This is a genomic window from Streptococcus sp. HMSC064D12, from assembly GCF_001837205.1.
Taxonomy (GTDB): domain Bacteria; phylum Bacillota; class Bacilli; order Lactobacillales; family Streptococcaceae; genus Streptococcus; species Streptococcus salivarius_D.
Genome location: NZ_KV831738.1, coordinates 9,877 through 34,543 on the forward strand (window position 1 = coordinate 9,877; position 24,667 = coordinate 34,543).

The 24,667-nt window shown below is 40.8% G+C and carries 33 protein-coding genes and 1 other RNA gene; 12 read left to right on the forward strand and 22 right to left on the reverse strand.

Translation table 11 applies throughout. The features are described from left to right. From HMPREF2697_RS04380 to rplK, 3 genes are all read right to left on the reverse strand, one after another. Positions 1–631 (reverse strand): ABC transporter substrate-binding protein (locus HMPREF2697_RS04380; protein ID WP_257375240.1); only part of this gene is annotated, 631 nt, incomplete at its 3' end. Between the two features lie 180 nt (positions 632–811). Then, complete coding sequence (gene rplA, locus HMPREF2697_RS04385; RefSeq protein WP_070849773.1) at positions 812–1,501, reverse strand: 50S ribosomal protein L1; 690 nt, start codon at positions 1,499–1,501, stop codon at positions 812–814. A 99-nt stretch (positions 1,502–1,600) separates the two neighbouring features. Next, positions 1,601–2,026, reverse strand: coding sequence for a 50S ribosomal protein L11 (gene rplK / locus HMPREF2697_RS04390; protein WP_002885648.1), 426 nt, complete (start codon positions 2,024–2,026; stop codon positions 1,601–1,603). Between the two features lie 171 nt (positions 2,027–2,197). Between rplK and HMPREF2697_RS04395 the strand changes: the two genes are divergently transcribed. Continuing rightward, positions 2,198–2,551, forward strand: coding sequence for a DUF3397 domain-containing protein (locus HMPREF2697_RS04395; protein WP_002885872.1), 354 nt, complete (start codon positions 2,198–2,200; stop codon positions 2,549–2,551). A 94-nt stretch (positions 2,552–2,645) separates the two neighbouring features. On the opposite strand, the gene HMPREF2697_RS04400 is transcribed toward HMPREF2697_RS04395, so the two are convergent. The 5 genes from HMPREF2697_RS04400 to HMPREF2697_RS04420 form a co-directional block, all read right to left on the reverse strand. Then, complete coding sequence (locus HMPREF2697_RS04400; protein ID WP_002885818.1) at positions 2,646–3,143, reverse strand: beta-class carbonic anhydrase; 498 nt, start codon at positions 3,141–3,143, stop codon at positions 2,646–2,648. 150 nt (positions 3,144–3,293) lie between these two features. Continuing rightward, entirely contained in the window at positions 3,294–3,989 is a 696-nt protein-coding gene (locus HMPREF2697_RS04405) for a TIGR00266 family protein (protein ID WP_013991235.1), read from the reverse strand. Between the two features lie 87 nt (positions 3,990–4,076). Continuing rightward, the gene (gene radA / locus HMPREF2697_RS04410) at positions 4,077–5,438 is read right to left on the reverse strand and encodes a DNA repair protein RadA (RefSeq protein WP_072903619.1); all 1,362 of its coding nucleotides are present in this window, start codon (positions 5,436–5,438) and stop codon (positions 4,077–4,079) included. Next, on the reverse strand, positions 5,435–5,902 hold the full coding sequence (locus HMPREF2697_RS04415) for an isochorismatase family protein (RefSeq protein ID WP_013991237.1): 468 nt from the start codon (positions 5,900–5,902) through the stop codon (positions 5,435–5,437). Before HMPREF2697_RS04415 ends, radA begins: the two co-directional genes overlap by 4 nt. 10 nt (positions 5,903–5,912) lie before the next feature. Continuing rightward, positions 5,913–6,359: a dUTP diphosphatase gene (locus HMPREF2697_RS04420; RefSeq protein ID WP_045769395.1), complete on the reverse strand. Its 447-nt coding sequence runs from the start codon at positions 6,357–6,359 to the stop codon at positions 5,913–5,915. Positions 6,360–6,566: 207 nt separating this feature from the next. Here HMPREF2697_RS04420 and HMPREF2697_RS04425 point away from each other — a divergent pair, with 207 nt between their 5' ends. The 6 genes from HMPREF2697_RS04425 to galU all read left to right on the forward strand — a co-directional run bounded on the left by HMPREF2697_RS04425 (position 6,567) and on the right by galU (position 11,987). Continuing rightward, positions 6,567–7,169: an NADPH-dependent FMN reductase gene (locus HMPREF2697_RS04425; RefSeq protein ID WP_002886986.1), complete on the forward strand. Its 603-nt coding sequence runs from the start codon at positions 6,567–6,569 to the stop codon at positions 7,167–7,169. A gap of 18 nt (positions 7,170–7,187) precedes the next feature. After that, positions 7,188–8,438, forward strand: coding sequence for an NAD(P)H-dependent oxidoreductase (locus tag HMPREF2697_RS04430; protein ID WP_002885631.1), 1,251 nt, complete (start codon positions 7,188–7,190; stop codon positions 8,436–8,438). Between the two features lie 116 nt (positions 8,439–8,554). Beyond that, a complete protein-coding gene (locus tag HMPREF2697_RS04435) occupies positions 8,555–9,346 on the forward strand; it encodes a formate/nitrite transporter family protein (RefSeq protein ID WP_013991239.1) in 792 nt (263 codons plus the stop codon). An 8-nt stretch (positions 9,347–9,354) separates the two neighbouring features. After that, a complete protein-coding gene (locus tag HMPREF2697_RS04440) occupies positions 9,355–9,915 on the forward strand; it encodes an MptD family putative ECF transporter S component (RefSeq protein ID WP_013991240.1) in 561 nt (186 codons plus the stop codon). A 118-nt stretch (positions 9,916–10,033) separates the two neighbouring features. Further along, complete coding sequence (locus tag HMPREF2697_RS04445; protein ID WP_045769394.1) at positions 10,034–11,056, forward strand: NAD(P)H-dependent glycerol-3-phosphate dehydrogenase; 1,023 nt, start codon at positions 10,034–10,036, stop codon at positions 11,054–11,056. A 16-nt stretch (positions 11,057–11,072) separates the two neighbouring features. Next, on the forward strand, positions 11,073–11,987 hold the full coding sequence (galU, locus tag HMPREF2697_RS04450; protein ID WP_002886993.1) for a UTP--glucose-1-phosphate uridylyltransferase GalU: 915 nt from the start codon (positions 11,073–11,075) through the stop codon (positions 11,985–11,987). Between the two features lie 45 nt (positions 11,988–12,032). Here galU and HMPREF2697_RS04455 read toward each other — a convergent pair whose 3' ends face one another. The 7 genes from HMPREF2697_RS04455 to ffs form a co-directional block, all read right to left on the reverse strand. Then, complete coding sequence (locus HMPREF2697_RS04455) at positions 12,033–12,707, reverse strand: rhomboid family intramembrane serine protease (protein ID WP_013991242.1); 675 nt, start codon at positions 12,705–12,707, stop codon at positions 12,033–12,035. After that, complete coding sequence (locus tag HMPREF2697_RS04460; RefSeq protein WP_045769393.1) at positions 12,698–13,225, reverse strand: 5-formyltetrahydrofolate cyclo-ligase; 528 nt, start codon at positions 13,223–13,225, stop codon at positions 12,698–12,700. The genes HMPREF2697_RS04455 and HMPREF2697_RS04460 overlap by 10 nt, the downstream gene beginning before the upstream one ends. A gap of 68 nt (positions 13,226–13,293) precedes the next feature. Beyond that, positions 13,294–14,427 (reverse strand): N-acetyldiaminopimelate deacetylase, encoded by a 1,134-nt coding sequence (locus tag HMPREF2697_RS04465; protein WP_045769392.1) that lies wholly within the window; start codon positions 14,425–14,427, stop codon positions 13,294–13,296. 77 nt (positions 14,428–14,504) lie between these two features. Beyond that, positions 14,505–15,203, reverse strand: coding sequence for a 2,3,4,5-tetrahydropyridine-2,6-dicarboxylate N-acetyltransferase (gene dapD, locus HMPREF2697_RS04470; protein WP_002886999.1), 699 nt, complete (start codon positions 15,201–15,203; stop codon positions 14,505–14,507). 85 nt (positions 15,204–15,288) lie between these two features. Continuing rightward, positions 15,289–16,041, reverse strand: coding sequence for an HAD family hydrolase (locus HMPREF2697_RS04475; RefSeq protein ID WP_045771792.1), 753 nt, complete (start codon positions 16,039–16,041; stop codon positions 15,289–15,291). Between the two features lie 112 nt (positions 16,042–16,153). Next, positions 16,154–16,993, reverse strand: a complete 840-nt coding sequence (locus tag HMPREF2697_RS04480) for a methyltransferase domain-containing protein (protein WP_045771793.1) — start codon at positions 16,991–16,993, stop codon at positions 16,154–16,156. 14 nt (positions 16,994–17,007) lie between these two features. Then, an RNA gene (gene ffs / locus HMPREF2697_RS04485) (signal recognition particle sRNA small type) lies at positions 17,008–17,093 on the reverse strand. A 320-nt stretch (positions 17,094–17,413) separates the two neighbouring features. Here ffs and HMPREF2697_RS04490 point away from each other — a divergent pair. From HMPREF2697_RS04490 to HMPREF2697_RS04500, 3 genes are read left to right on the forward strand one after another with little or no spacing between them, the layout of a single operon-like run. After that, positions 17,414–17,572, forward strand: coding sequence for a class IIb bacteriocin, lactobin A/cerein 7B family (locus tag HMPREF2697_RS04490; protein WP_045771794.1), 159 nt, complete (start codon positions 17,414–17,416; stop codon positions 17,570–17,572). 19 nt (positions 17,573–17,591) lie between these two features. Beyond that, on the forward strand, positions 17,592–17,759 hold the full coding sequence (locus tag HMPREF2697_RS04495) for a class IIb bacteriocin, lactobin A/cerein 7B family (RefSeq protein ID WP_070849781.1): 168 nt from the start codon (positions 17,592–17,594) through the stop codon (positions 17,757–17,759). Positions 17,760–17,806: 47 nt separating this feature from the next. Beyond that, complete coding sequence (locus HMPREF2697_RS04500; RefSeq protein WP_070847037.1) at positions 17,807–18,061, forward strand: hypothetical protein; 255 nt, start codon at positions 17,807–17,809, stop codon at positions 18,059–18,061. Positions 18,062–18,145: 84 nt separating this feature from the next. On the opposite strand, the gene tadA is transcribed toward HMPREF2697_RS04500, so the two are convergent. The 7 genes from tadA to HMPREF2697_RS04535 all read right to left on the reverse strand — a co-directional run bounded on the left by tadA (position 18,146) and on the right by HMPREF2697_RS04535 (position 22,695). After that, complete coding sequence (gene tadA, locus HMPREF2697_RS04505; protein WP_014635105.1) at positions 18,146–18,664, reverse strand: tRNA adenosine(34) deaminase TadA; 519 nt, start codon at positions 18,662–18,664, stop codon at positions 18,146–18,148. 769 nt (positions 18,665–19,433) lie between these two features. Next, a complete protein-coding gene (locus tag HMPREF2697_RS04510) occupies positions 19,434–19,826 on the reverse strand; it encodes a single-stranded DNA-binding protein (protein WP_037601494.1) in 393 nt (130 codons plus the stop codon). Between the two features lie 238 nt (positions 19,827–20,064). Further along, positions 20,065–20,283 carry a sulfurtransferase TusA family protein gene (locus HMPREF2697_RS04515; protein WP_045771796.1) on the reverse strand — a complete coding sequence of 73 codons (219 nt, stop codon included), beginning with the start codon at positions 20,281–20,283 and terminating at the stop codon, positions 20,065–20,067. Positions 20,284–20,297: 14 nt separating this feature from the next. Continuing rightward, positions 20,298–21,329, reverse strand: coding sequence for a YeeE/YedE family protein (locus HMPREF2697_RS04520; protein ID WP_021144677.1), 1,032 nt, complete (start codon positions 21,327–21,329; stop codon positions 20,298–20,300). A gap of 137 nt (positions 21,330–21,466) precedes the next feature. Next, entirely contained in the window at positions 21,467–22,090 is a 624-nt protein-coding gene (gene ytpR / locus HMPREF2697_RS04525) for a YtpR family tRNA-binding protein (protein ID WP_049529270.1), read from the reverse strand. Between the two features lie 9 nt (positions 22,091–22,099). Next, on the reverse strand, positions 22,100–22,414 hold the full coding sequence (locus HMPREF2697_RS04530; protein WP_045771798.1) for a thioredoxin family protein: 315 nt from the start codon (positions 22,412–22,414) through the stop codon (positions 22,100–22,102). Further along, on the reverse strand, positions 22,411–22,695 hold the full coding sequence (locus tag HMPREF2697_RS04535; protein ID WP_045771799.1) for a DUF4651 domain-containing protein: 285 nt from the start codon (positions 22,693–22,695) through the stop codon (positions 22,411–22,413). The genes HMPREF2697_RS04530 and HMPREF2697_RS04535 overlap by 4 nt, the downstream gene beginning before the upstream one ends. A gap of 99 nt (positions 22,696–22,794) precedes the next feature. On the opposite strand from HMPREF2697_RS04535, the gene pepA reads away from it, so the two are divergent. Both pepA and proC read left to right on the forward strand, forming a co-directional pair. Then, positions 22,795–23,862, forward strand: a complete 1,068-nt coding sequence (gene pepA / locus HMPREF2697_RS04540; protein ID WP_045771800.1) for a glutamyl aminopeptidase — start codon at positions 22,795–22,797, stop codon at positions 23,860–23,862. 15 nt (positions 23,863–23,877) lie between these two features. After that, positions 23,878–24,648, forward strand: coding sequence for a pyrroline-5-carboxylate reductase (proC, locus tag HMPREF2697_RS04545; RefSeq protein ID WP_014632549.1), 771 nt, complete (start codon positions 23,878–23,880; stop codon positions 24,646–24,648). Positions 24,649–24,667 lie beyond the last annotated feature (19 nt).

Genomic DNA, 24,667 nt, shown 5'->3' on the forward strand with positions numbered 1-24,667 from the left:
TAGATGTTGGGTCTGTTGACTTACCAAAATCTTTACCTTTAGATTTCAAGAAGTCTCCATTAACAGGCCAAGTAACAGAGTAAGTCAATTTTGAATTCCAGTAAGGTTCTGGTTGACTAAGTGTATATTGCAAGGTGTAATCATCAACAGCCTTGATACCTACATTTGAAAAGTCCTTGTTGGCACCTGAAAGGTAATCATTCAAGCCCTTAACTGAGTTTTGTAGCAAATAAATCGCTTCAGAATTTGTATCCGCAGCATGCTTAAGACCTGTTACAAAGTCCTTAGCTGTTACATTGGCATATTCTTCGCCATCTGAAGTGTACCATTTAAGTCCCTTACGAATCTTGTAAGTATATGTCAAACCATCTTGAGAAACAGACCAGTCTTCAGCGACAGAAGGTTTTAAATTCCCATATTGGTCATTTTCAAACAAACCATCAACACCGTTACTAACAGCTGTAGTCATATTTTTCTTGTTTGTAGCAAGATAGTCCAAGGTTGCAGGGTCACTACCATAGACATAATTATAAGTCTTACCAGACGTCTTACTTGATGACGAGCAAGCCGTTAAAACACCTACAGATAACAGGCCTACGGCTGCCAGTAAAAATACCTTACTCTTTTTCATTCATTGCCTCCTTAAATTCGCAACGTAAAAAGTTCAAAAATCAATAATTATGTGTATACGCTTAAATTATACCATAAATTCGAAAAAGCAACACTACTTTCTGAATATTTTTTATTTTCTACTCAAATTTCGTGTCCAGAGTAAGAAAAAAACCTATCCGAAGATAGGTTTCTACTACTCTTACAATGAGTTAGGATCAACTTTGATACCAGGACCTTGAGTTGTAGTCAAAGTCAAGCTAGTTACGTAAGTACCTTTAGCTGTAGCTGGTTTTGCTTTTTGGATTGTGTCGTTGAAAGCTTTAAAGTTTTCAACCAATTTAGTATCATCGAATGAAACTTTACCGATGATCGCTTGAACGATACCTGCTTTATCAGCACGGTAAGTGATTTTACCACCTTTAGACTCTTCAACTGCTTTCGCAACATCCATTGTTACTGTACCAGTTTTAGGGTTTGGCATCAAGTTACGTGGTCCAAGGACACGTCCAAGACGTCCAACAAGAGCCATCATGTCAGGTGTAGCGATAACAACGTCGAAGTCCAACCAACCATCGTTGATTTTCGCAACAAGGTCATCTTCACCTACGAAGTCTGCACCAGCTGCTTTTGCTTCTTCAGCTTTTGCACCACGTGCAAATACAAGTACGCGAGCTGTTTTACCAGTTCCGTTTGGCAATACCATTGCACCACGGATTTGTTGGTCAGCTTTCTTAACGTCGATGTTAAGGTTGTATGATACTTCAACAGTAGCATCGAATTTTGCGAAGTTAGTTTCTTGTGCAAGAGCTACAGCTTCTTCTACGCTGTAAGCTTTTGTGCTGTCAATTTTCTCAAGAGCAGCACGCATTTGTTTGCTTTTTTTAGCCATGTTAATTATTTCTCCTTGTGTAATGTGGTCATAACGACTTTCATCTTCCACGTCACTCAGCGAAGTGAGACGACGTCTGTGGTTTTCTTGTTAACTGAATTAGTCAGTAACAGTGAATCCCATTGAACGTGCAGTACCTTCGATCATACGCATAGCTGATTCGATGTTTGCAGCGTTCAAGTCAGGCATTTTAGTTTCAGCAATTTCTTGTACTTGTGCACGAGTTACTGAAGCAACTTTAACTGAGTTTGGAGTACCTGAACCTTTTTCAACACCTGCAGCTTTTTTCAAAAGAACAGCAGCTGGTGGTGTTTTAGTGATGAAATCAAATGATTTATCTTCATACACAGAGATAACAACTGGGATGATCATACCAGCTTGGTCAGCTGTACGAGCGTTAAACTCTTTAGTGAATCCCATGATGTTGATTCCGGCTTGACCAAGAGCTGGTCCAACTGGTGGAGCTGGAGTCGCTTTACCAGCAGGAATCTGAAGTTTTACGATGTTTTCGACTTTTTTAGCCATTTTGTAATTTCCTCCTATTGTGGTTTTGGCGGTAAGTAAGTTTTGTTACCTCCCACAAGTATGTTTTTACATACCTTATCTATTATACAGAAATTCTTTTTAGATGCAAGAATTTCTTATTAAGTTTAGGAAAAAATTTACATAAAGGCCTTTTCGAGGTAAAATAGACTTATGATTCTATATAAATTCTTTGCTATAGCATTTTTGATTTTAACACCTATCTTTGCTTTTATTATCCACCGATTCTTTAGTTTAAAATACCTTGGGCTTAATTTTGCTGACCTTACCTTCCCACTTTATTTTATTGAGGTGGTTGCTGTGTCAGCCCGTTTCTTTACCCATAGCTTTTTGCCTTACATCACCATCTTATTATCCTTGGCGGCTATCATTATCACGATTCAGATGCTAAGAAAAACACAATCTTTCAAGTTTAAACGTTTTCTTAAGTTGTTCTGGCGTATAAGCTTTTTTATCACTAGTCTTTTCTATTTGGGGACCGTGATTCTTATTTTTATCGTTTCTTAAAAACTAGATTAACTCAGCATTTATATTTTATGCTGAGTTTTTTATGTCAAACCATGAAAAAAGCAGGCAATCATGCCTGCTTAATTTTTCGGTATTAGGGATGAACTTGAGTCATTCGACCAGTATCTACATCATAAACCGCACCAGAGATGATAACATCCTCAGGAATAAGCGGTGACTGACGAAGAATCGCCATATCTTCACGAACACTCTCTTCTACATCTGTGAATGGAAGAAAATCTTGATCAGACACATCAACACCAAGTTCCTTATTGAGATAGGCGGTAAACTCATCGTTCTTAAAGGTCTGAGCACCACAATCTGTATGGTGAAGAACTACGATTTCTCGTGTCCCCATCTGTTGTTGAGAAATGACCAAAGAACGAATCATATCTTCCGTTACACGACCACCCGCATTACGCAAAATATGAGCGTCACCTAGGGCCAACCCCAAGGCCTGAGCAACGTGAAGGCGTGAATCCATACAAGTCACAATAGCCACCTTAGTCTTTGGTTTCAAGGGAAGATGGGCTGTCCCGTGGAGGTCAACATAGGCTTTGTTGGCATTGAGAAAGTTTTCAAAATAAGACATAATAACTCACTTTCTAATGAAGAAAATAATTTGACTATCAAATTATTTACACACTATATTATCATCTTTTTATTAACTTGTCAGCTATTGAGTTTGCAATGTAAAAAGGAGAATAGATGCTAACAAGCATCCACCCTCCTTCAATTTATATTATGAACGTTTTGGTAAGTATCTATTAAGTAAGCCTGCAAAGGTTTGAAGATTGAGACTTTGAACATAAATTTCACCTGTTCCTCTAAAGGTATTCACAACACCCTCTCCTGTCCCAATAGACTGCCAGAAACCATTTTCCAAGTGAATATCGTAATCTAGTGTCTGGCTCCAGGCAACGACATGGGCATTATCAATAGTCACTTCTTGGTTGTTTAGCTCAATTTTTTTAATAGAACCGTAGGCATTCGCCAAGAGTGTCCCTTGACCTTGGGTTGTCATCACAAAGAAACCTCCTTGCCCACCAAAAAGAGCCTTACCAACAGACTGGAGCTCCATCGTATAGTAGGCCGTTCCATCCAATGCTAGAAAGGCACCATCATTAAGTCGGTACTGCTTTTCTCCCAAATAAAGGGGAATGACCTGACCTGGAGAATCAGGGGCCAAGGCTATATAACCATTATTGGACTGTGAGACAACCTGAGTAATAAAGCTACTTTCACCCGAAACCATTGAACGCCCAACGGCTTTTACAAAGCGGCCCAGACCTGAACCACTGGCATTTAATTTAGTACTCAGCGTCACATTAGGTGTGTGATACACCATACTGCCCCGCTGGATAAAGACCGTTTCACCTTGATTGAGAGATAGCTCTACCAAAGGGAATTGCATGTTGCTGTCTGTGAAAAATTGCATAATAAATACCTCCCTATCCTTAGGAAAAGTATAGCATTGGAGATATAATTTTGCAAACGTTTTCAAATTGGCTTTTTTATCACTTTTTTAAGAAAAGACTTTTTTGAGTACTTCTCCCACTGTCGTAACGCCAACCACCTGGATACCTTCTGGAATTTTCATGCCGTGCAGAGAATTTTTGGGAGCATAAATCTTAGTAAAACCTAGTTTAGCAGCTTCATTAATACGCTGTTCAATGCGAGTTACTCGGCGTATCTCTCCGGTCAAGCCAATTTCTCCTATAAAGGCTTCTTGTGGATTGGTTGGAAGCTCCTTGTAACTAGAAGCAATGGCAACGGCAACAGCAAGGTCAATAGCCGGCTCGTCCAATTTGACACCACCAGCTGATTTTAAATAAGCATCTTGATTTTGGAGAAGAAGGCCACAACGTTTCTCTAAAACAGCCATAATGAGGCTGACGCGGTTAAAATCCAGTCCCGTTGTTGTCCGCTTAGCATTACCAAAGACGGTTGGGGTCACCAAGGCTTGAACTTCAGCTAAGATAGGTCTGCTACCTTCCATTGTTACAACAATGGCAGAACCTGTGGCTCCGTCTAGGCGTTCCTCTAAGAAAACTTGGCTAGGATTTAGCACTTCTACCAAACCACCAGACTGCATCTCAAAAATCCCAATCTCATTAGTTGAACCAAAACGGTTTTTGACTGCTCGTAAAATACGGAAGGTATGATGACGTTCACCCTCAAAATAGAGCACAGTATCCACCATGTGTTCCAACATACGTGGTCCAGCCAACTGTCCCTCCTTGGTCACATGCCCAACAATAAATGTGGCAATGTTATTGGTTTTGGCAATCTGCATGAGTTCAGCAGTAACTTCACGAACCTGAGATACAGAGCCTTGAACGCCAGAAATCTCTGGACTCATGATGGTCTGAATAGAGTCGATAATGAGGAAATCGGGTTTTATAGCCTCCACTTGGCTACGAACGGCTTGCATATTGGTCTCAGCATAAAGATAAAATTCGTTATCAATATCACCTAAACGTTCGCTCCGCAATTTGATTTGCTCGGCAGATTCTTCCCCAGAAACATAGAGGACAGTTCCCTTGTTAGCCAGCTGTGTTGACACTTGTAAGAGAAGAGTTGATTTCCCTATCCCTGGATCTCCTCCAATAAGAACCAGGCTACCCGGAACCACACCGCCACCTAGAACACGGTTAAACTCATCCATGTCAGTCTTTATGCGGGCATAATTAATTGAAGAGACTTCTTTTAATTTAGTAGGTTTGGACTTTTCACCCGTTAAACTGACACGAGCATTTTTTACCTCCTGCACCTCAACTTCCTCCTCAAAAGAGGACCAAGAAGAACAGTTGGGGCAACGCCCTAGATATTTGGGTGAATTGTAGCCACATTCTCGACAAACAAAAGTTGATTTTTTCTTAGCTATGATAATTCTCCTTCTACGCTTACTCCAGCAGAGTGCCACTTATGCAATGTTTTTTGAAATTTCTTCTGGTTGGCAACTCCGACAGCGGACAAATCGACGGAAACCTGATAATTCTCCTTGAGAGCCGCTAAAACGGAAGCCTTAACACAGCCATTGCCATCTACCCCTATAAACTCTATGCTTTTAGCACCATTTCCCTCTAAAAAATCTTTTAAATCCAGATTGGTGAAACAAGAAGCCCGACGCTTCTCAAAGATACGAGAAGGTACAAGCAGCAAGCCGGTCGCAAATTTCTTCTTTCTATCTTTTCTCTCCCAGAAAAAACGATTGAGAATATAGATAACTCGGTCGCTCGGATAGGTAGCAATTTTGTCATTTACAGCTACAATCAGTTCTTCATGATATGCTTTTCCTACAGCAACATAATCTGACTGCATATCGATTACTAACAAATAATCTGCCACTTTGCTTCCTCTATTTTCCTGTCGATCCAAAACCACCTGTACGAACACCATCAGCTTCGTCCCCATCTACAATCAAGAAGGGCATAAAGACACCTTGAACGATGCGTTCGCCAACTTCAAGAGTCACGGGCTGATCAGTAATATTTTTCATCTGGGCGAAGATATGACCTTCATTTCCTGGATTTCCATAGTAATCGCCGTCAATAACGCCAACTGAGTTGATCAAGACCAGACCTTTTTTACGAGGGTTTGACGAACGGTCATAGAGATAGAGGACCTCACCAGGTTGCATGTAAGCCTTAACACCTGTTGGGACGAGAACAATTTCCCCAGGAGCAATGACAGTGTTCTCTGCCACCTTTAAGTCATAACCTGCAGCATGAGCTGTCTCACGTTTTGGAAGCAATTCCTGATTGTTATACGTTGATACGAGTTCAAATCCACGAATTTTTGTCATTATTTTTCCTTTCAATACATCTATTGACTAGTATTTGTATAAACTAGCCATGCTAGCTTCAGACTTTTAAATCTATCCTATTATAATCTATTCGAAATAAGATGACAAAGGTAATAGTCTAATCACTTTCTCATTAAACGAAGATTGACTTTTAACCAGGAAAACGCTAACATAGTACTAGATATAATACTTTTAAGGAGAATTGTCATGAAATTCATCGGACTTGTTGGTACGAATTCAAAACGTTCAACTAATAGACAATTATTGCAATATATTCAGAAACATTTTGCAGATAAGGCAGACATCGAACTTGTTGAAATCAAAGACCTTCCTGTCTTTAACAAACCCGCTAACAAACAATTGCCAGAAAGTGTCCTTGAAATCGTTAAAAAAATCGATGAGGCTGATGGTGTTATTATTGGAACACCTGAGTATGACCACTCAATTCCTGCCGTTCTCATGAACGCTTTAGCTTGGGTTTCATACGGTGTTTTCCCTCTTTTGAATAAGCCAGTTATGATTACAGGAGCATCTTACGGAACACTCGGGGCTTCTCGTGCACAGTTACAACTTCGTCAAATCTTGAATGCTCCAGAAATCAAAGCTAATGTGCTTCCAGACGAATTCTTACTCTCACACTCCCTACAAGCTTTTGATAGCAATGGTGATTTAGTCGACCTTGATGTCATCAAAAAACTAGATGCTATTTTCGATGACTTCCGTCTCTACGTCAAAATTACTGGTAAACTCTCACATGCTACAGAGTTGCTACACAAAGAAGCTGAAGACTTCGACTGGGAAAGCCTATAGGACAGGAGAATAGAAACTATGAAATTTGTTGGACTCGTTGGAGCAAATTATGACCAATCATATAACCGTAAACTGCTCGAATTTATCAGAAGACATTTTAAAATAAAATTTGAACTTGAAGTTTTGGAAATTGATGAAGTTCCTATGTTTAACCAAGATGAAAAATGGGATGAAAGCTTCCAACTTCGCTTACTTAATAACAAAATTACACGCGCTGATGGTGTTATCATTGCAACACCTGAACATAACCACACTATCTCTGCAGCACTTAAATCAGTTTTGGAGTGGCTCTCATTCGAAGTGCACCCATTTGAAAACAAGCCTGTAATGATTGTTGGTGCTTCATACTACGACCAAGGGACTTCACGTGCCCAAGTGCATTTGCGTAAAATCCTTGAAGCACCTGGTGTCAATGCCTATACACTTCCAGGTAATGAATTCTTGCTTGGAAAGGCTAAAGAAGCCTTTGACCTTGAGGGGAACATTACTAACGAAGGCACTATTAACTTCCTTGAACAATGCTTAGATAATTTCATCCAATATGTAGGAGTGGTTTCTAAATTGAAAAAACCAAAACCAATTGAACCTGAAGACTTGGATTGTAACAACCCAATCGCTACAACTGTTACTGAGGTTGACCCTGATGATCCTGAATGGGTAGAAAAAGTAGCTGAAATCACTGGTGCGGTATCTGGTGATACCTACGTGAAATTGGATCACGGTATTTTGACAGTTAATCAAATTGACATGTTCCTCAAGGCCATGCCGTTTGAATTGACCTATGCCGATGATAATAACCAGTTCCTCTACTACAATAACGCCCATCAAGATCCTGACACTATGTTTGCCAAACGTGTGCCACCTCAATCTGGTAGCCGTATGTCAACTGTTCACGGCTCACTTCCACCAGCTCGTATGAAAAATGTAGAATGGGTTATCGGTACACTTCGTAATGGTAACCAAGAATATGTTCGTACGATTGTTCCAGGGTCACCTGAAGGAGTTATCAATACGCATAACTATCAGGCTATGTACTATGATGATGGTTCTTATGCAGGAATCAATGAAATCGTCTTTAACTTTAAACCATGGCTTGACTGGTATCTCGAAACAACTGGTCAACGCCTTGTCGGAGGAAGCGGTCCTTTTGCACCAGCTGCAGCTAGTCATGGCGGTAGCGACGCCACATCTGGTGCATCAGATGCGGGTGGTCATGGTGGCGACGCAGCCCCAGCCGCAGATGCAACATCTGGAGCATCCTCATATTAAGACTTGGAAAAGTTGGGACAACTGTCCTGACTTTTTTTCATGGTCATCTTAGATTCATTTTCACTCGAGCTTGCGCATTTGCCATGCTCCAAACCACACATTTTAGAGGTAAACCTATGTCTCAATTTCAAGAAAAAGTATTCGCTGCTTGTGCTAAAAAAGAAGCTCTCTTTGACGAAAGTCTGGGGCGCTATGCCTTGCGTTCTATGCTTGCAGGAGCTTATCTTACCATGTCAACTGCTGTAGGAATTATTGGTGCGGATGTTATCGCTACAGGTATCCCAGCCCTTTCTCGTTTTGTCTTCGCCTTTATCTTTGCCATCGGACTGGTCTTCGTTCTCATATTCAATGGAGAGTTGGCTACTTCAAACATGATGTTCCTGACCAGTGGTGCCTATTATGGTAAAATCAAATGGAGCAAGATGTGTACCATCCTCCTCTACTGTACCTTCTTTAACTTTGTCGGTGCCCTTATCTTGGCCTGGTTCTTCAACCAATCCTTCTCTTTCCAACATTTGACTGACAAGAGTTTCTTAGTTACTGCTGTCTCAACCAAGCTTGGAAAAACAGATTGGATGAACTTTACAGAAGGTATTACAGCTAATATGTTCGTTAATATTGCCATCTTGGGCTACATGCTCCTCAAAGAAGAATCTGCTAAAATTTTCATTGCGCTATCAGCTATCTTTATGTTTGTATTTTTGATTAATGAACACTTGATTGCGAACTTTGCTTCTTTCATGTTGCTCGGTTTCAACGGTGTGCGTGACGCTGTAGATAATTTCACTTTGGCAAATATTCTACGTCAGTGGGTAGTCGTTTTCTTCGGTAACTGGATTGGCGGAGGTATTTTCATTGGTTTGGCATACTCTTGGCTCAATAAAACTAAAACACCTCACATTGATTAGGAGACCACATGCGTCAAAAAACATTCATCAAACAAACCAGCCTAGCTATTCTACTGTATTTTATTTGCCTAGCCCTTGCAGTGGCTATTGATTTAATCTTTTACAAAGTCAAAAATATGTATCATACGCCTGCTTTAGCGGCTATCTTTGCAGGCTGGGTCTACTTGGGGCTTATCAGAAAGACAAAACAATTTGGAGCAATTACCTGTCTGGGTATCTTTATGTCCCTCTTCTTCTTTGCCTCTGGGCACTTTGTTCTAGCCTTTCTTCCTAGCTTTCTAGCTGGCCTTGTCGCTGACTTTCTAGCTAAGAAAGGGAACTATGAGAATAGTAAACTTAATTTACTTTCCTATATGATCTTTTCCCTAGGGAACTTAGCACCCATTATCACCATGTGGCTCGCGCCCAAAGCCTATATCGCACAGCTCCTAGCCAAAGGGAAAACTCAAGATTATGTAAATCAAGTTATGGTTCCCTTTACAGCCAGTCATGTCTTAATCCTGATTGGAGGAACGCTCATGGCTGCTCTCATTGGGGGCTACATTGCCCAAAATTGGCTGAAAAAATAAATAGCCATCAGCCCTCCTAACAGAGAGTACAAGACAAACATGCTTTTCTTATGTTATAATGAGAAAGAATACAGTCTTTTTCTACTTTGTTAGAAAGGACCTAAAGGGAGACCTAATGATGAAAAAACAAAAAATCGCTGTCTTGGGCCCTGGTTCATGGGGAACTGCCCTTGCTCAGGTACTCAACGACAACGGACACGAGGTCCGTATTTGGGGAAACATCCCTGAACAAATTGATGAAATTAACGAGAACCACACCAATACCCGCTACTTCAAGGATGTGGTTTTGGATGAAAACATTAAAGCCTACAAAGAGCTATCTGAAGCCCTAGATGGTGTCGACGCTGTTCTCTTTGTTGTTCCAACCAAGGTCACTCGCTTAGTTGCTAAGCAAGTTGCTGAACTTTTGGACCACGAAGTTGTTGTCATGCATGCTTCCAAAGGTTTGGAACCTGGAACACACGAACGTCTTTCAACAATCCTTGAAGAAGAGATTCCTAAGGAACTTCGTAGTGAGATTGTTGTCGTATCTGGTCCAAGCCATGCTGAAGAAACTATCGTTCGCGATATCACTTTGATTACAGCAGCATCTAAGGATCTTGAAGCGGCACGCTATGTCCAAGGTATTTTCAGCAATAGCTACTTCCGCCTCTACACCAATTCAGATGTGATTGGTGTTGAAACAGCTGGTGCTCTTAAAAACATTATCGCGGTAGGTGCTGGTGCCCTCCACGGTATGGGTTATGGGGACAATGCCAAAGCAGCCGTTATTACTCGTGGACTTGCGGAAATTACTCGTCTTGGTGTGAAACTTGGGGCTGATCCTTTGACTTACAGCGGTCTATCTGGGGTTGGTGACCTTATTGTTACAGGAACTTCTATCCATTCACGTAACTGGCGTGCTGGGGATGCGCTCGGTCGTGGAGAAAAACTAGAAGACATTGAACGTAACATGGGAATGGTTATCGAAGGTATTTCAACCACAAAGGTTGCCTACGAAATCGCCCAAGAACTCGGCGTCTACATGCCAATTACAACAGCAATCTACAAGTCTATCTATGAGGGTGCTGATATTAAGGAATCTATTCTCAATATGATGTCCAATGAATTGCGCTCTGAAAATGAATGGGATAAAAAATAAAATCTAAGGAGTTCTCATGAAGAATCAAAAAGTTAGAAAAGCTATCATCCCCGCTGCAGGACTCGGAACACGCTTTTTACCAGCTACTAAAGCCTTGGCCAAAGAAATGTTGCCAATCGTTGACAAACCAACTATTCAATTTATCGTTGAAGAAGCCCTCAAATCAGGTATCGAAGATATCTTGGTGGTGACTGGTAAATCAAAACGTTCTATCGAAGACCACTTTGATTCAAACTTCGAGTTAGAATATAACTTGGAACAAAAAGGTAAGACAGACCTGTTGAAATTGGTTAATGACACTACTGCTATTAACCTCCACTTTATCCGCCAAAGCCACCCACGTGGCCTTGGAGATGCTGTTCTTCAAGCTAAAGCATTTGTCGGGAATGAGCCATTTGTTGTTATGCTTGGTGATGACCTTATGGATATCACTAACGATAAAGCTGTACCATTGACTAAACAGCTCATTAACGATTATGAGGAAACACACGCATCAACCATTGCAGTTATGCCTGTACCACACGAAGAAGTTTCTTCTTATGGTGTCATCGCCCCTCAAGGCGAAGGCGAAAATGGACGTTATAGCGTTGAAACTTTCGTTGAAAAACCAAATCCAGAGGATGCACCAAGTGATCTTGCTATCATCGGACGTTACCTTCTAACACCTGAAATTTTCGGTATTTTGGAAACTCAAGAACCAGGTGCTGGAAACGAAGTCCAATTGACTGATGCTATCGATACGCTTAACAAGACACAACGCGTCTTTGCTCGCGAATTTACTGGAGACCGTTATGATGTCGGTGACAAATTCGGATTCATGAAAACGTCTATCGATTATGCGCTTAAACATCCTCAAATTAAAGATGACCTCAAGCAATACCTCATTGACTTGGGTCACAAACTTGAAGGCAAACCAGCTAAAAAAGACTAATATAAAATCCATCGAACATGACATTCGATGGATTTTTCATATGACTTAAAAATAAGTGAATCCTAGAAGAATCAGCAATAGTAAAATGTAGGTCAAAAGAGCTGTAGAACGCCAACCTTTACTAAATAAGCGACTTTCGACCTTGTTGGCCAAAAAGATAGCTGCAAGAGCACCACCAACTAAACCACCGAGATGGCCTGTAATCCCAACACTAGGTGTAAAAAGGTTGAAAATTAAGTTAATAACAATCAAAGCCAAGTAATTGCGACCTAACTGATTAAGTAAAGGACTATGACTATAATAGCCAAGAATCACAACAGCCGCAAAAAGTCCAAACAAGGATGTCGAAGCACCAGCCGCAATAACATTAGGCGTAAAAAGTAAGGTCAAGGCATTTCCCATAACACCAGCTAACAAATAAAGCCCTAGAAAACGTAGAGTCCCAAAAATCTGCTCAGCCATTTTCCCCATAAAGTAAAGAGCAAGCATATTAAATAGAAAATGCTCAACACCTATATGCACAAAAATTGGTGTTACAAGACGCCAGAGGTTCAGTGGGCTGTACCGAACAAAAGCACCGTACATAGCCCCCATCTTAAAGAGGCTCAAAGGCGAGGTCGCTTGAAAGCCGTTTAAAAGATATTGACAGATGAAAGTCAGCGTCGTAAGCCCCAACAATAGATAGGTTGCTGGATATTTCTTCCACTCATTTACTTGCATGTAACGACCTCCTTAACAGGTATATCATAGTTGTCTGGTTGAAAATCATGTTTCTGGCAAGAATAAACCGTACTAACGGTCTCCCCTTCAAAATCAGACAAATAGCGGTCATAGTAACCTGCTCCGTAACCAATGCGATAGCCTTCATCATTAAAAACTACTCCTGGCACATGAATCAAATCAATCTCTGATTTTTCCACAGCCAAATCAGACGCAGGTTCCATCAGGCCAAAAGAGGTTGCAACAAGATTATCTGGATCATAATCCACAAAAATCATTCGACCTTGTTTATATGTTTTAGGAATCAACAGTCGTTTACCATCCTTTAAAGCCTGATTGATTAAAAGACTGGTGTCATATTCATGAGGAAAAGACAAATAAGTCGCAATCACCTGGGCATCTTTATAAGCAGGTAAGGCAATCAATTGCTCCAAAAGATATTTATCTATCTTAGCCTTAGTCTCAGGATCTTGTAAAGTTAACTGAGCCAAGACTGTTTTTCTAAGTTCATTTTTCATAGGTTTATCATATCAAAAAAGCTACCAAAAGTCAGACTTGGTAGATTTTTTAGCTGTATCAACTATGGTTAGGCTTCTGCCTTGTGTTTAAGGAATTTTCCAATTTCAGCCACTGCAAAAGCGAGGGCATCTTCATTTGGACTCATCTTAGGATGGTGAAGTGCATATGGCGTGTCGATTCCCAACCAGAACATGACACCTGGAACCTTACTAAGCAAATAACCAAAGTCCTCTCCAGTCATAGCTGGTGGACAATCGATCAGGTTGACCTCTGGGCTAGCATCAAAGAAAGTCATCAACTCTTTGGCCAAGGCTGGATTGTTTTCCACAGGAAGATAACCACCTTGTTTCAACATGATATCCACTTCCATACCAAAGCTAGCTGCCACGCCTTCTGCAATCTGACGCACGCGCTTCTGGATAAGGAGACTCATTTCCTGAGTAAGGGTACGAATAGTTCCATAAACCTCTGCAGTTTCAGCGATAACATTATTAGTAGTTCCTGCATGGAACGAACCAAAGGTAACTACCCCACCCTGGATAGGGTCAACATTACGACTAACAATCGTTTGCACCTGAGTAATAAAGTAAGAAGCTGCTACAAGGGCATCATTGGCCTCATGTGGAAAGGCTGCATGTCCACCTTTCCCCTTGAAAGTAACGAGGACTTCACAAGTCCCAGCAAAAAGGGTGCTTGTGTTAGTCGCAATATCACCTACCTTGAAATCTGGACGGACGTGAAGGCCATAGAACTCATCTGGCAACCAATCTCCAAAGGCACCATCCTCATACATAAGCATACCACCAGCTTCATTTTCTTCAGCCGGCTGGAAGAGGAAGAGCATGTTATTTTTAGGCTGTACTTGAAGCATCTGATCCAAGAGACCAAGCGCTGTGGTCATGTGCATATCGTGTCCACAAGCATGCATACGACCTTCATGAGTAGACTTGAAGTCAAGACCTGTTTCCTCTACGATTGGAAGACCATCAATATCTGTACGCCAACCAATAGTCTTTTCAGGAGCATGCCCGTGAAGATAGACAAGAATCCCTGTACGCCAAGTACGTTTCTCCACAAAATCCTTACCTTCAGTCATTTCAGCAATACGCTCTAAGAGATAAGCCTGAGTTTTAAATTCTTCCAAACCAATTTCAGGAATTTTGTGAAGGTCTCGTCTGATTTTAATTAAATCAAGTGTCATGTTTTTATCCTTTTTATTTGTCTTATTTTATAGAGAATCTAGAAATAGAGGCCTTACAGGCCTCTACTATCAATATGTTACAAGTTACGCAAAGCATCTTCGAGTGCTGTTTTTTGTTGTGTTTTCTCATCAATTTCCTTGATGATACGAGCTGGAACACCAGCCACAACCACATTTTCAGGAACATCTTGAGTAACGATAGCTCCAGCAGCAACGACTGAACCGTTACCAACTTGAACACCTTCAATAACAACAGCATTAGCACCAACAAGAACGTTGTCACCGATACGAACTGGGTCTGCTGAAGCTGGTTCAATCACTCCAGCAAGGACTGCACCCGCACCGATGTGGCTGTTTTTACCAACAGTAGCACGACCACCAAGGATAGCACCCATATCAATCATAGTACCAGCACCAATTTCAGCACCGATATTGATTACAGCACCCATCATAACGACAGCATTGTCTTCGATAGTTACTTGGTCACGGATGATAGCGCCTGGTTCGATACGTGCATTAAGGTGACGTTTATCAAGCAATGGAACAGCTGAGTTACGGCCATCTTGTTCCACAACATAGTCCTTGTTTTCAGTCAAGTTAGCAAGAAGTGGTTCAATATCTTTCCAGTCTCCGAAAAGAACGTTACCAAGTTTAGTGACAGAAGCTGGAACAGCAGTTGCCAATTCCCCTTCAAAAGTTACTTTAACATTCGTTTTCTTTTCAGCATTACCGATAAAAGCGATAATTTCTTGTGCAGACATTTTTTGTGCAGTCATGAGATTCTCCATTCACATAAAGTTAGGAATTATTATACCAAAAATTCTGATAATTGTCTTTGCTTTTGCCAAATACAGTGTATTTTTATGTAAAATTGGTCTTTAGAGCTTCTATATCAGTAATCACTCGGTCTGGCTTGATTGGGGAATTCTCCAACTCTCGAGGAGAATAAGGGAAGGTATTCAGCAAAATACCATCGATCCCAACTGCTTCAGCCACAGCAATATCAGTCGTTAAGTCATTTCCAACCATGACAGTCTCAGACGGGTTTAACCCATGATCATCCAAAACTTGCTTTAAAAATTCAGGTTGCGGCTTACAGATACCGGCATCCGAAGACAAGTAAATAGCATCAAAATAAGGTCTTAACGCCATTAGGTCAATCTCAGCGTTAGTAAAGGCTGCTTGAGCATTAGACAAGAGATAAATCCGACAGCCCTGCTCTTTTAGAAAGGCTAGCACCTCCTTGGTATGGGGATAAGCCGTCACATGTTTGCGAGATAAGACGCGAAAGACCATTGCTATCAATTGTCCCCAATCTTCCGGCTGATTAGAATTACTAGACTGAGGCCGAGCATCTACATAAAGCTGGTTAAAAATGTGGGCTAAATCAATTTCTGGATAAGCAACTCCTTTGAGCTCTATTAACTCCTTACGGGCCTGATCCACGCGCTTAGCATAAGCCTTTTTAAGAACATCACCTTCATAAGCCGCTCCATAAGCTTGATATAGCTGGCCTAGTTTATCCCATAACACAGGATCCTTCTCATCGGTTAAGATATCAACCAAGGTACCATAAAAATCAAAAATGTAGTTCCTATAGGCTCTATTTTTCATCGCTTTTTACCCATTACTGAAACTTTCTTACTTATTGCTCTCATCATACACCTTTTAGGAAGACCAAACAAGCTAACTGAGACATTTTCCCATCAAAAAATCCCAACGATTGTTAGGATTGCTTATCATCTCTAATACGGCCAATCAGCAGTTCTCCCGCAACGGTTAATTGCGTCACTGAAGTCAAGTCCAAAGTATCCTTATTGGCATGGAAAAAAAGAGGTGTCATCTCGGCAAATGTTTGAACATGCTCTGATGGCATAGACCAAGTCTTAGCAATCGTCACACGCTCCAAAAGGTCACAGGACTCTTGAAAATGTTCCAGAACATCCTGGTTCGAATAAGCCTGCGCCTCCGGTAACAATTGGCGAAACTCTTTAAGATGATCCTCATGAGGAATAACTTTAAAAATCAAGCCATGATCAGACAAAAGTCGTCCAAATTCTTGATAATTAGCTGGTGAAAAAATATCTAAAATCACATCGATACTGTGTTCACGTAAGGGCAATTGAGCCAAATCGCCAACAAACCAAGCTACGTTTTTCTGAGGATTTTGACGTGCCGCAAGAAGGATTGAATCCTTAGACAAGTCAAAGGCCATGAAATCCTTGTCAAACTCTTGAGCTAACTGACGGCTATAATAGCCCTCACCACAGGCAACATCTAGAACGTGCGAGTGTCCAGGAAGGTCACGCAAGCGCTCTGAAATCACCTCTAGAATAGGATCGTAATAGCCTGCCGCAAGAATCTGACTCCTCTTTTCAAAAGAAGCCATATCATAGTGCTTATCTCCCTTGGTCTGTCTCAAAAAATTAACAAAGCCCTGCTTGGCGATATTAAAGGTATGCCTATTCTGACAAACCAAGCTAGACAAATCCAAATGCATTGGCGCTTGACAGATAGGACAAGCAAAAAGACTCTCTTGATCTTTAAAAACACTAAATTTGGCCATAAATCCTCCTTAACACAAAAAAAGAGCACACACCTGAAATCGCTTAGGGCTGCTGGATTCCTCCCCTGACCCGCTTCACGCACAGATGTTGCTCCGAAAAATATTATACCATAAATTGAAGTGATTGCAAGTAGAGAACTTATGATAAGACTAGCTAGACCTACCCCTATTAATTCCTATTATTTCTTTCTATCAGTCTAAACTTCGATAAAGCATAAGACTTACCATGGTGACATTTATGTCACTACTTTTTTATTTCTCGACACCTTATAATAAATCCATAGCTTGAGGAAAGCACCAAAAGCTAGTGACATGGCTGACTTTATTTAAAGGAGAAGTCATGTTTAACATATCTCTTAACTCGTGGTGAGAGGGTATGAGATTTAAAAACTCACCTAAAATAAAAAAAGGAGAATGACAATGATTAATAAAGAAATGAAGGCAGCTGAGCTAGCCTCAGTAACAGGAGGCGGATGGAAGACCAACCTTGCCATTGGAGGGCTCTGCCTAGCTTCAGGACCTATTGGAACTATGGTATGCCTTGGAGCCTACAATGGCTATATGGACTCTGCACGATAAAAGAAAGGATATATGAACAATGACTAAGACCATTAACAATCGTAAAAACATGACTACTCAAGAACTTGAAGCTATATCAGGTGGAGTGGTTCCTTGGGCCGCTATTTCTGTTGGCATTGCTGCTGCAAAACTGACTTATGACCTTAGCTATGCTGCAGGTAAGTCTTTCTATAACCTCACCCACTAACTAACAGAACTCGCCTGACATCTCAAAGATTTTGAGGATGATAACTCATGAAACATACAAAAAATCAAACAAATGATACTACTGCTAATCAATCACCTAAAACGAATAACTATTTACTCGTAAAAATAGCTTTAGCTGGAATTATCGGTAGCCTACTTTTGATACTCCTAATCAACCTTATCTTTCATGTACGATTAGGAACACCAATTATTGATACTAATTTGAAGTCCGCTTTTGGTACTCTGATTCTCTTTATGCCTATTTTTCTTTTAACAAGAGAGAAAGAAAAAAATAAAGCATAGAAAGAGTGACCTAAATTGCTTTCAGGAAAACAAAAACTCATCTTCCATTAAAAAGTGCAAGGCCCTTTGGACTTGCACTTTTGTTTACATATCTTGCCTTGTTTCCAATTTAGCCAATCGTTTGGCTTCTTTTTTGCGTTCACGACTCTGACGGAAAAAGTCTTGCATAATCTTAGCACACTCTTCCTCCATGACACCAGTCTCTACTTCTACACGATGGTTGAGACGCTCATCTCTTAGGATATCGTAAAGGCTACCCGCACCACCAAACTTTTGATTGCTTGCTCCATAGATCACTTTAGGAATACGAGCCAAGCCAATTGCCCCACTACACATGACACAGGGTTCGATGGTTACAAAGAGGGTACAATCTAACAAACGCCAATTGCCTACAGTCCTATTAGCCTCTTGAATAGCCATGACCTCCGCATGCATGATAGCTTGATTGAGCTCCTCACGTGCATTGTGCCCACGACCTATGACTTCGCCATCTTTAACGATGACACAGCCAATTGGAATCTCTGCTTTATCTAGAGATTTTTCGGCCTCCTTAAGAGCTTCAGACATAAAAAAGTCTTTCTCTTCTTGGGTAAAGTCAAGCATTAGTGTCACTCCCGTTCCAAGATTTGCGAGACAATATCTCACTTAGTCCTTCTATTATAGCATAAGAAAAGAAATACCGAAGACCTCCATTTTAAAGGACACAAAAAAAGCTAAGACGAATCATCCTAGCTTCAAACACATTAGTCTGGTGAGTCTTAGGAATCACACCAATGTGTTCCCCCAAGGCTAGACGAAAAGTCAACGACCGCTTAACATCCTAATTCATATGTCAGTCGGAGTGTCATAGTCAATTGTCTGTGAAATCATTATATAGGCCTATGGCCTCACAACGATAAACAAAAATGCAACTGTCTCAAACAATTGCAAGGATAGCGTTATAGTTGTGATATTTCACACTTTCCTTCCAAACAAATAATGCCTACTATAAAAGTAACTTTTATAGCTTTTTCCTTACCCATCTATAGTTTATCATGAAACCTCTATCATTTAATTTAAAAATCGGTAATAAAACAATGATATAGATTAGAAACAACTGTTAATTGTATGCATTATTTTGAATATTTAGCTTAACACTCAAAACGTTGATATATCAGCATTTTAGGGCTTGTTAAACTATTTTTTCTAGTCTATCTACACTATTAAACACCTATCATCCTAAGTCTTATCTAATTTTACTATTTATTAGTCTAACAAGTGTTTAATATTTTATCTCCAACAATTCTTTAAAACAAGGTATGGAACAAGATAATGATTTTTTAGAGAGGTTGCTTCAAAGATAGGAGACCTAGATAGCTAGTCAAAGGATAAACTAGAAGGGAAGTTCTTCTTCCAAGACGAGGTCAGCCAAGTCATTATCAGGATTATTTTCCCTAACAGCACGCTGAGCACGACTCTCCAGAAGTTGGAAAGAGGAACAAAGCACTTCAGTAACGTAATGGGTTTGACCATCCTTATCGTACTTACGGGTACGAAGCTCCCCATCAAGAGAAATTAAACTCCCCTTGCTAGCATAAGATACTAAGGTCTCAGCCAAACGCCCCCAGACAACCACTGTAATAAAGTCAGCCTCACGCTCACCATTTTGCGTCTTATAGCGACGATTAACCGCAACTGTGACACGTGTAAAAGACCTATCGCTAGCAGTTTTTACCATTTCAGGAGTCGCCGTCAAACGTCCAATTAAAATAACTTTGTTATACATTTTTTTACCTCCACCTATCTATTCGTAAGCGGAAGTAAAAAATAGATTATTTTAAATAGCTTTACAGGTTCCTTTGAGAGTATCCTTACTAATACTCCAATCTACATAAGCAAATTGTCCTAATATTCCTAGTAAAATAGGAGACTATTACTTTTCTAGTAATACTGCTCTCTCAGATATTTTCATGACAGCAGTTGAATGTTAAATTTTCTCTACTCGTTTAGCTAGCTCAACGTTTTTAAACCACAATTTCCCATGAAGCAGGACCGACTTGTTCAAAGCGCGTCACAGGATAATCATTATCTGCAGCCCAGTTTGGTATACTTTCCGTTGCTTGCGTACAATCGAAAGCTATCAACAACTCATCACCAGTAGCTAATTCAGCCATTTTTTTCTTCGCATCAATCAATGGGAATGGACATACCAATCCACCCGTTTCAAGTTTTATCAAAGCCATATGATATTCTCCTCTTAATTTTTGTTGGGTTTTACAAAGATAATATAGGAAGCTGTCCAAACACCTAAAATAGTCACTGGTAAAGCAATCCATCCCTTACTAGAAAAAATTGCTGTAGCTGTTAAACCATTACCAATCGTACAGCCACCAGCCCATGAAGCACCGATTCCCATAAAAATACCCCCTAGTGTGCTCTTACCGATGGTTGACAAGTCTGGCAAGCGCCAACGAAACTCTCGAGAACCCTTTGCAGCAAGAAAGGAACCAAGAAAAATCCCCAATACAAGAAAAACACCCCAACCAAGCTGTTTACTATCACCTGTAATAATATAACTAATTAGATGTGCTGAGGGAGTTGTAATCCCTAACCCTCCAACACGACCCGTCAACTGGCTAGCAGGCCAAGCAATTAAAGCAACAAGACCTATCAGAAATCCTGCAAAATATTTATGGTAAGTTTTCTCAAAAAGATAGTGTCTCACTCCCTTATATTTTGATGGAAGCGTAGCAATCTGACGTCTGGGCTTACGTAACTCTCGAATGACAATGAAACTTGTTATAGCTACTAAGAAAACAAGAAGATACCAAACCGGAATTCCTAATTGACCAGCTAAATCATCATTAATTACCCATCGCTTAGCTATTAATTGATTCAAAGGAACAAGAAATCCTGATTTCATAGCCGCTGCACTTGTCATATAAAAGAATAGTGCAACCCAACTACCTAGGAGACCTTCACCAGCACGATACCACGTTCCTGTGGCACACCCCCCAGCGAGAACAATTCCAATACCAAATAGATAGGAACCCACAATTGCTCCTAACACGGAAAATTCTTCATAAGGGTTTCCAATAATACCTAATTGAATCAGGGAAAGTACTCCTATACTTTCTACTGTGATTGCAATAAGAAAAGCGTAAAATAATGTATTATTACGTGCAATATACATATCTCGGAAACCACCAGTCAAGCAGAAACGAGTTCGTTGCAAAATGAATCCAAATATCAGACCAATGAGCCCACCAGAAAGAATAGTTGTAAGCATAAGTACCTCCTAAAGTAAATATTGATTACATTTTAAGAAAAATATTATAACTTGCATAATCTTTCTTTTTTATGATTAGCTATAAACTTTCTTTATGACAAACAAAAAAGCGGCTTACTTACCGCTTCTTTTACTATTTACCCTTTCCAGTGTTTGGCTGGATCAAAAGTCTCACCGACTACTGCTGAATCATCAAGTTCAATAATACCACGTTTTTGTGGGGCATTTGGAAGTGCCAACTCACGTGGGGCACACATCATACCATAACTATCTTCACCACGAAGTTTTCCTGGGAAGATAAGGGCACCGCTAGGCATCATAGCACCAGGAAGTGCTACGATAGTTTTAAGCCCAAGCGCTGCGTTTGGTGCTCCTGCAACGATTTGGACCTTCTTATCACCGATGTTCACTTGGCAGATGTTAAGGTGGTCACTGTCTGGATGTGCAACCATTTCATCAATTTGTCCAACCACAAAGACTGGACCTTGTGTGTTTTCCAAACGCTCTTCAAAGCCCTCTTTAGCCAATTCCTCGTTCAAGACAGCTACATCTTGGTCTGACAAAAAAACTTGACCGTTACCTTCGATATCAATGAGGCTTGACGCTTCAAAAATATTCCAAGCAAGAGTCTTGCCTGTTTCATCAGCTGTGACACGCGCCACTTTACCTTTACGTTCTACGCTACGTTTGATGTCCTTAGTATCTTCCAAGATAACCAACAAAACGTCGCCAACTTGTTCCTTATTGTATGCAAAAATCATGGGTTCTCCTTATACTGTTGCCAAAAAGGCATTGATTTCTTCTTTGGTTTTACGAGCTTTATTGACCAAGCGTCCCAATTCCTGACCTTTCTGAGTCACGACAAAACTTGGGATACCAAAAATATTCCAAGTTTGCGCCAAAGCCATATAATCATCACGGTTGACACGCACAAAGGTCATATCTGGATGGAGGGCTTCAATTTCAGGCATAACGGGATAGATAAACTGGCAGTCTGGACACCAATCAGCAGTGAAAAAGAAAACCACCTTTTGATCACTTTCAACATAGCTAGCCAATTCTTCAAGATTCTTAGGAATAATCATGCCTGCTCCTCCTCATAGGTCAAGATATCCTCTGCATAAACAAAGCTATAGGCACACCCATCCTCTAAGACGATACCTCCTGTAAGCCCTGGATTTTCCTTATCAGTGGGATTTGTATAAAGGACTGCGATAGTCCCCAAGTGAGATAATTCTTGTCTAATATCTTGGATTAATGCAGCCTTCTTCATTTCTGCACGTGACTGTCTATACTTCTCTGCCATTGCCAAGAGACCTAAAGCTCCTACGCCTCCAGCAAACAAGGCCAATGTTTTACGTTTCATAAGAAACATTTTACCATAATTTTAGACGAATGGGGAGAGGCTACCTATCTCTTGAGAATCGTGCTAAAATAGTAGCAAGTACTACTCAAGGAGGATTTTATGACTACCCTATTTGACAAAATTAAAGAAGTAACCGAGCTCAGTGCTACTTCAGGCTTTGAAGCTCCTGTACGCGACTACCTTCGCAACAACATCACTCCACTTGTAGACGAGGTCCAAACAGATGGTCTCGGTGGTATTTTCGGTATCAAGCATAGCCAAGTAGAAAATGCCCCTAAGGTGCTTGTGGCTGCCCACATGGATGAAGTTGGGTTTATGATTAAGGAAATCAAAGCAGACGGGACTTTCCGTGTCGTCGAACTTGGTGGTTGGAACCCACTGGTTGTCAGCTCACAACGCTTCACCCTACACACTCGTGACGGTCGTATCTATCCTGTCATCTCAGGTTCAGTGCCACCTCATTTCTTACGTGCTAGTGGCGGAGCTTCAAGTCTTCCTAGTGTTTCTGATATCGTCTTTGATGCTGGTTTTGCTAACCAAGAAGAAGCAAATGCCTACGGTGTTTTCCCAGGTGACGTCATCATTCCTGAATCAGAAACGATTCTCTCAGCCAATCAAAAGAATGTCATTTCTAAAGCTTGGGATAACCGTTATGGTGTTCTCATGATTCGTGAACTCTTGGAAAACGTTAAGGATCAAGAACTCAATAATACTCTAATTGCTGGTGCCAATGTTCAAGAAGAAGTTGGTTTACGTGGTGCCCATGTCTCTACCACTAAATTTAATCCTGAAGTTTTCTTTGCAGTGGACTGTTCTCCTGCAGGTGATATCTATGGTAATCAAGGTAAGGTAGGTGATGGTACACTTATTCGTTTCTTTGACCCAGGTCACATCATGTTGCCAAATATGAAAGATTTCCTTTTGACTACAGCTGAAGAAGCTGGTATCAAATACCAATACTACTGTGCTGCGGGCGGAACAGATGCTGGTGCCGCTCACTTGCAGAATGCTGGTGTTCCATCAACAACTATCGGTGTTTGTGCCCGCTACATTCACTCGCACCAAACCCTTTATGCGATGGATGACTTCCTAGAAGCACAGGCTTTCTTACAAGCTATTGTTAAGAAGTTGGATCGTTCAACAGTAGATTTAATTAAAAACTACTAAGACAAGGAGTAACCCATGATTATAGGTTTTATCGGTGTCGGAAAAATGGCAACAGCCATTATCAACGGCCTAAATACAAGCTCACATCGTATCATTATTTCAGGGTCTTCCTTGGCTCGTTCACGCCAGATTGCAGAGGAACTAGAGGTTGAAGCGGCTGCTTCCCATCAGGAATTGTTGGATAATGCTGACCTGGTCATCCTTGGTATCAAACCTCACATGTTTGATAAGGTACTAGCCGATCTCAATTTCCATCAACCTATCATAAGTATGGCTGCTGGAGTGACCTTGGAACGCCTTGCTTCCCTCACCAGTCCAGACCTTCCTCTTATTCGTATCATGCCGAACCTTAATGCTCAGATTCTCAAAAGCACTACTGGTCTTTGCACTAATGATAAGGTATCCGAGGACCTTTTGGCAGTTGCCAAGGAAATCACAGACAGTTTTGGAACCACTGTTGAATTGGCTGAGAAGGACTTTGATACCTTCACTGCCTTAGCAGGTTCTAGCCCTGCCTACATCGCCCTCTTTATCGAGGCTCTAGCCAAGGCTGGTGTCAAAAATGGCCTAAGTAAGCAGGTTGCTCTGACCATTGCCACACAGACTGTTCTAGCTACCGCTGAAAATCTCAGTCTTGGTAGCGACAGTCCACATGATCTTATTGACAAGGTATGTAGCCCTGGTGGGACTACTATCGCCGGTCTCATGGACCTTGAGCGTACAGGCCTCACCCATAGTGTGGTTTCAAGTATTGATACAACTATTGCTAAAGCCAAAAAACTATAAGAAAAAAGCTCGGAAGATT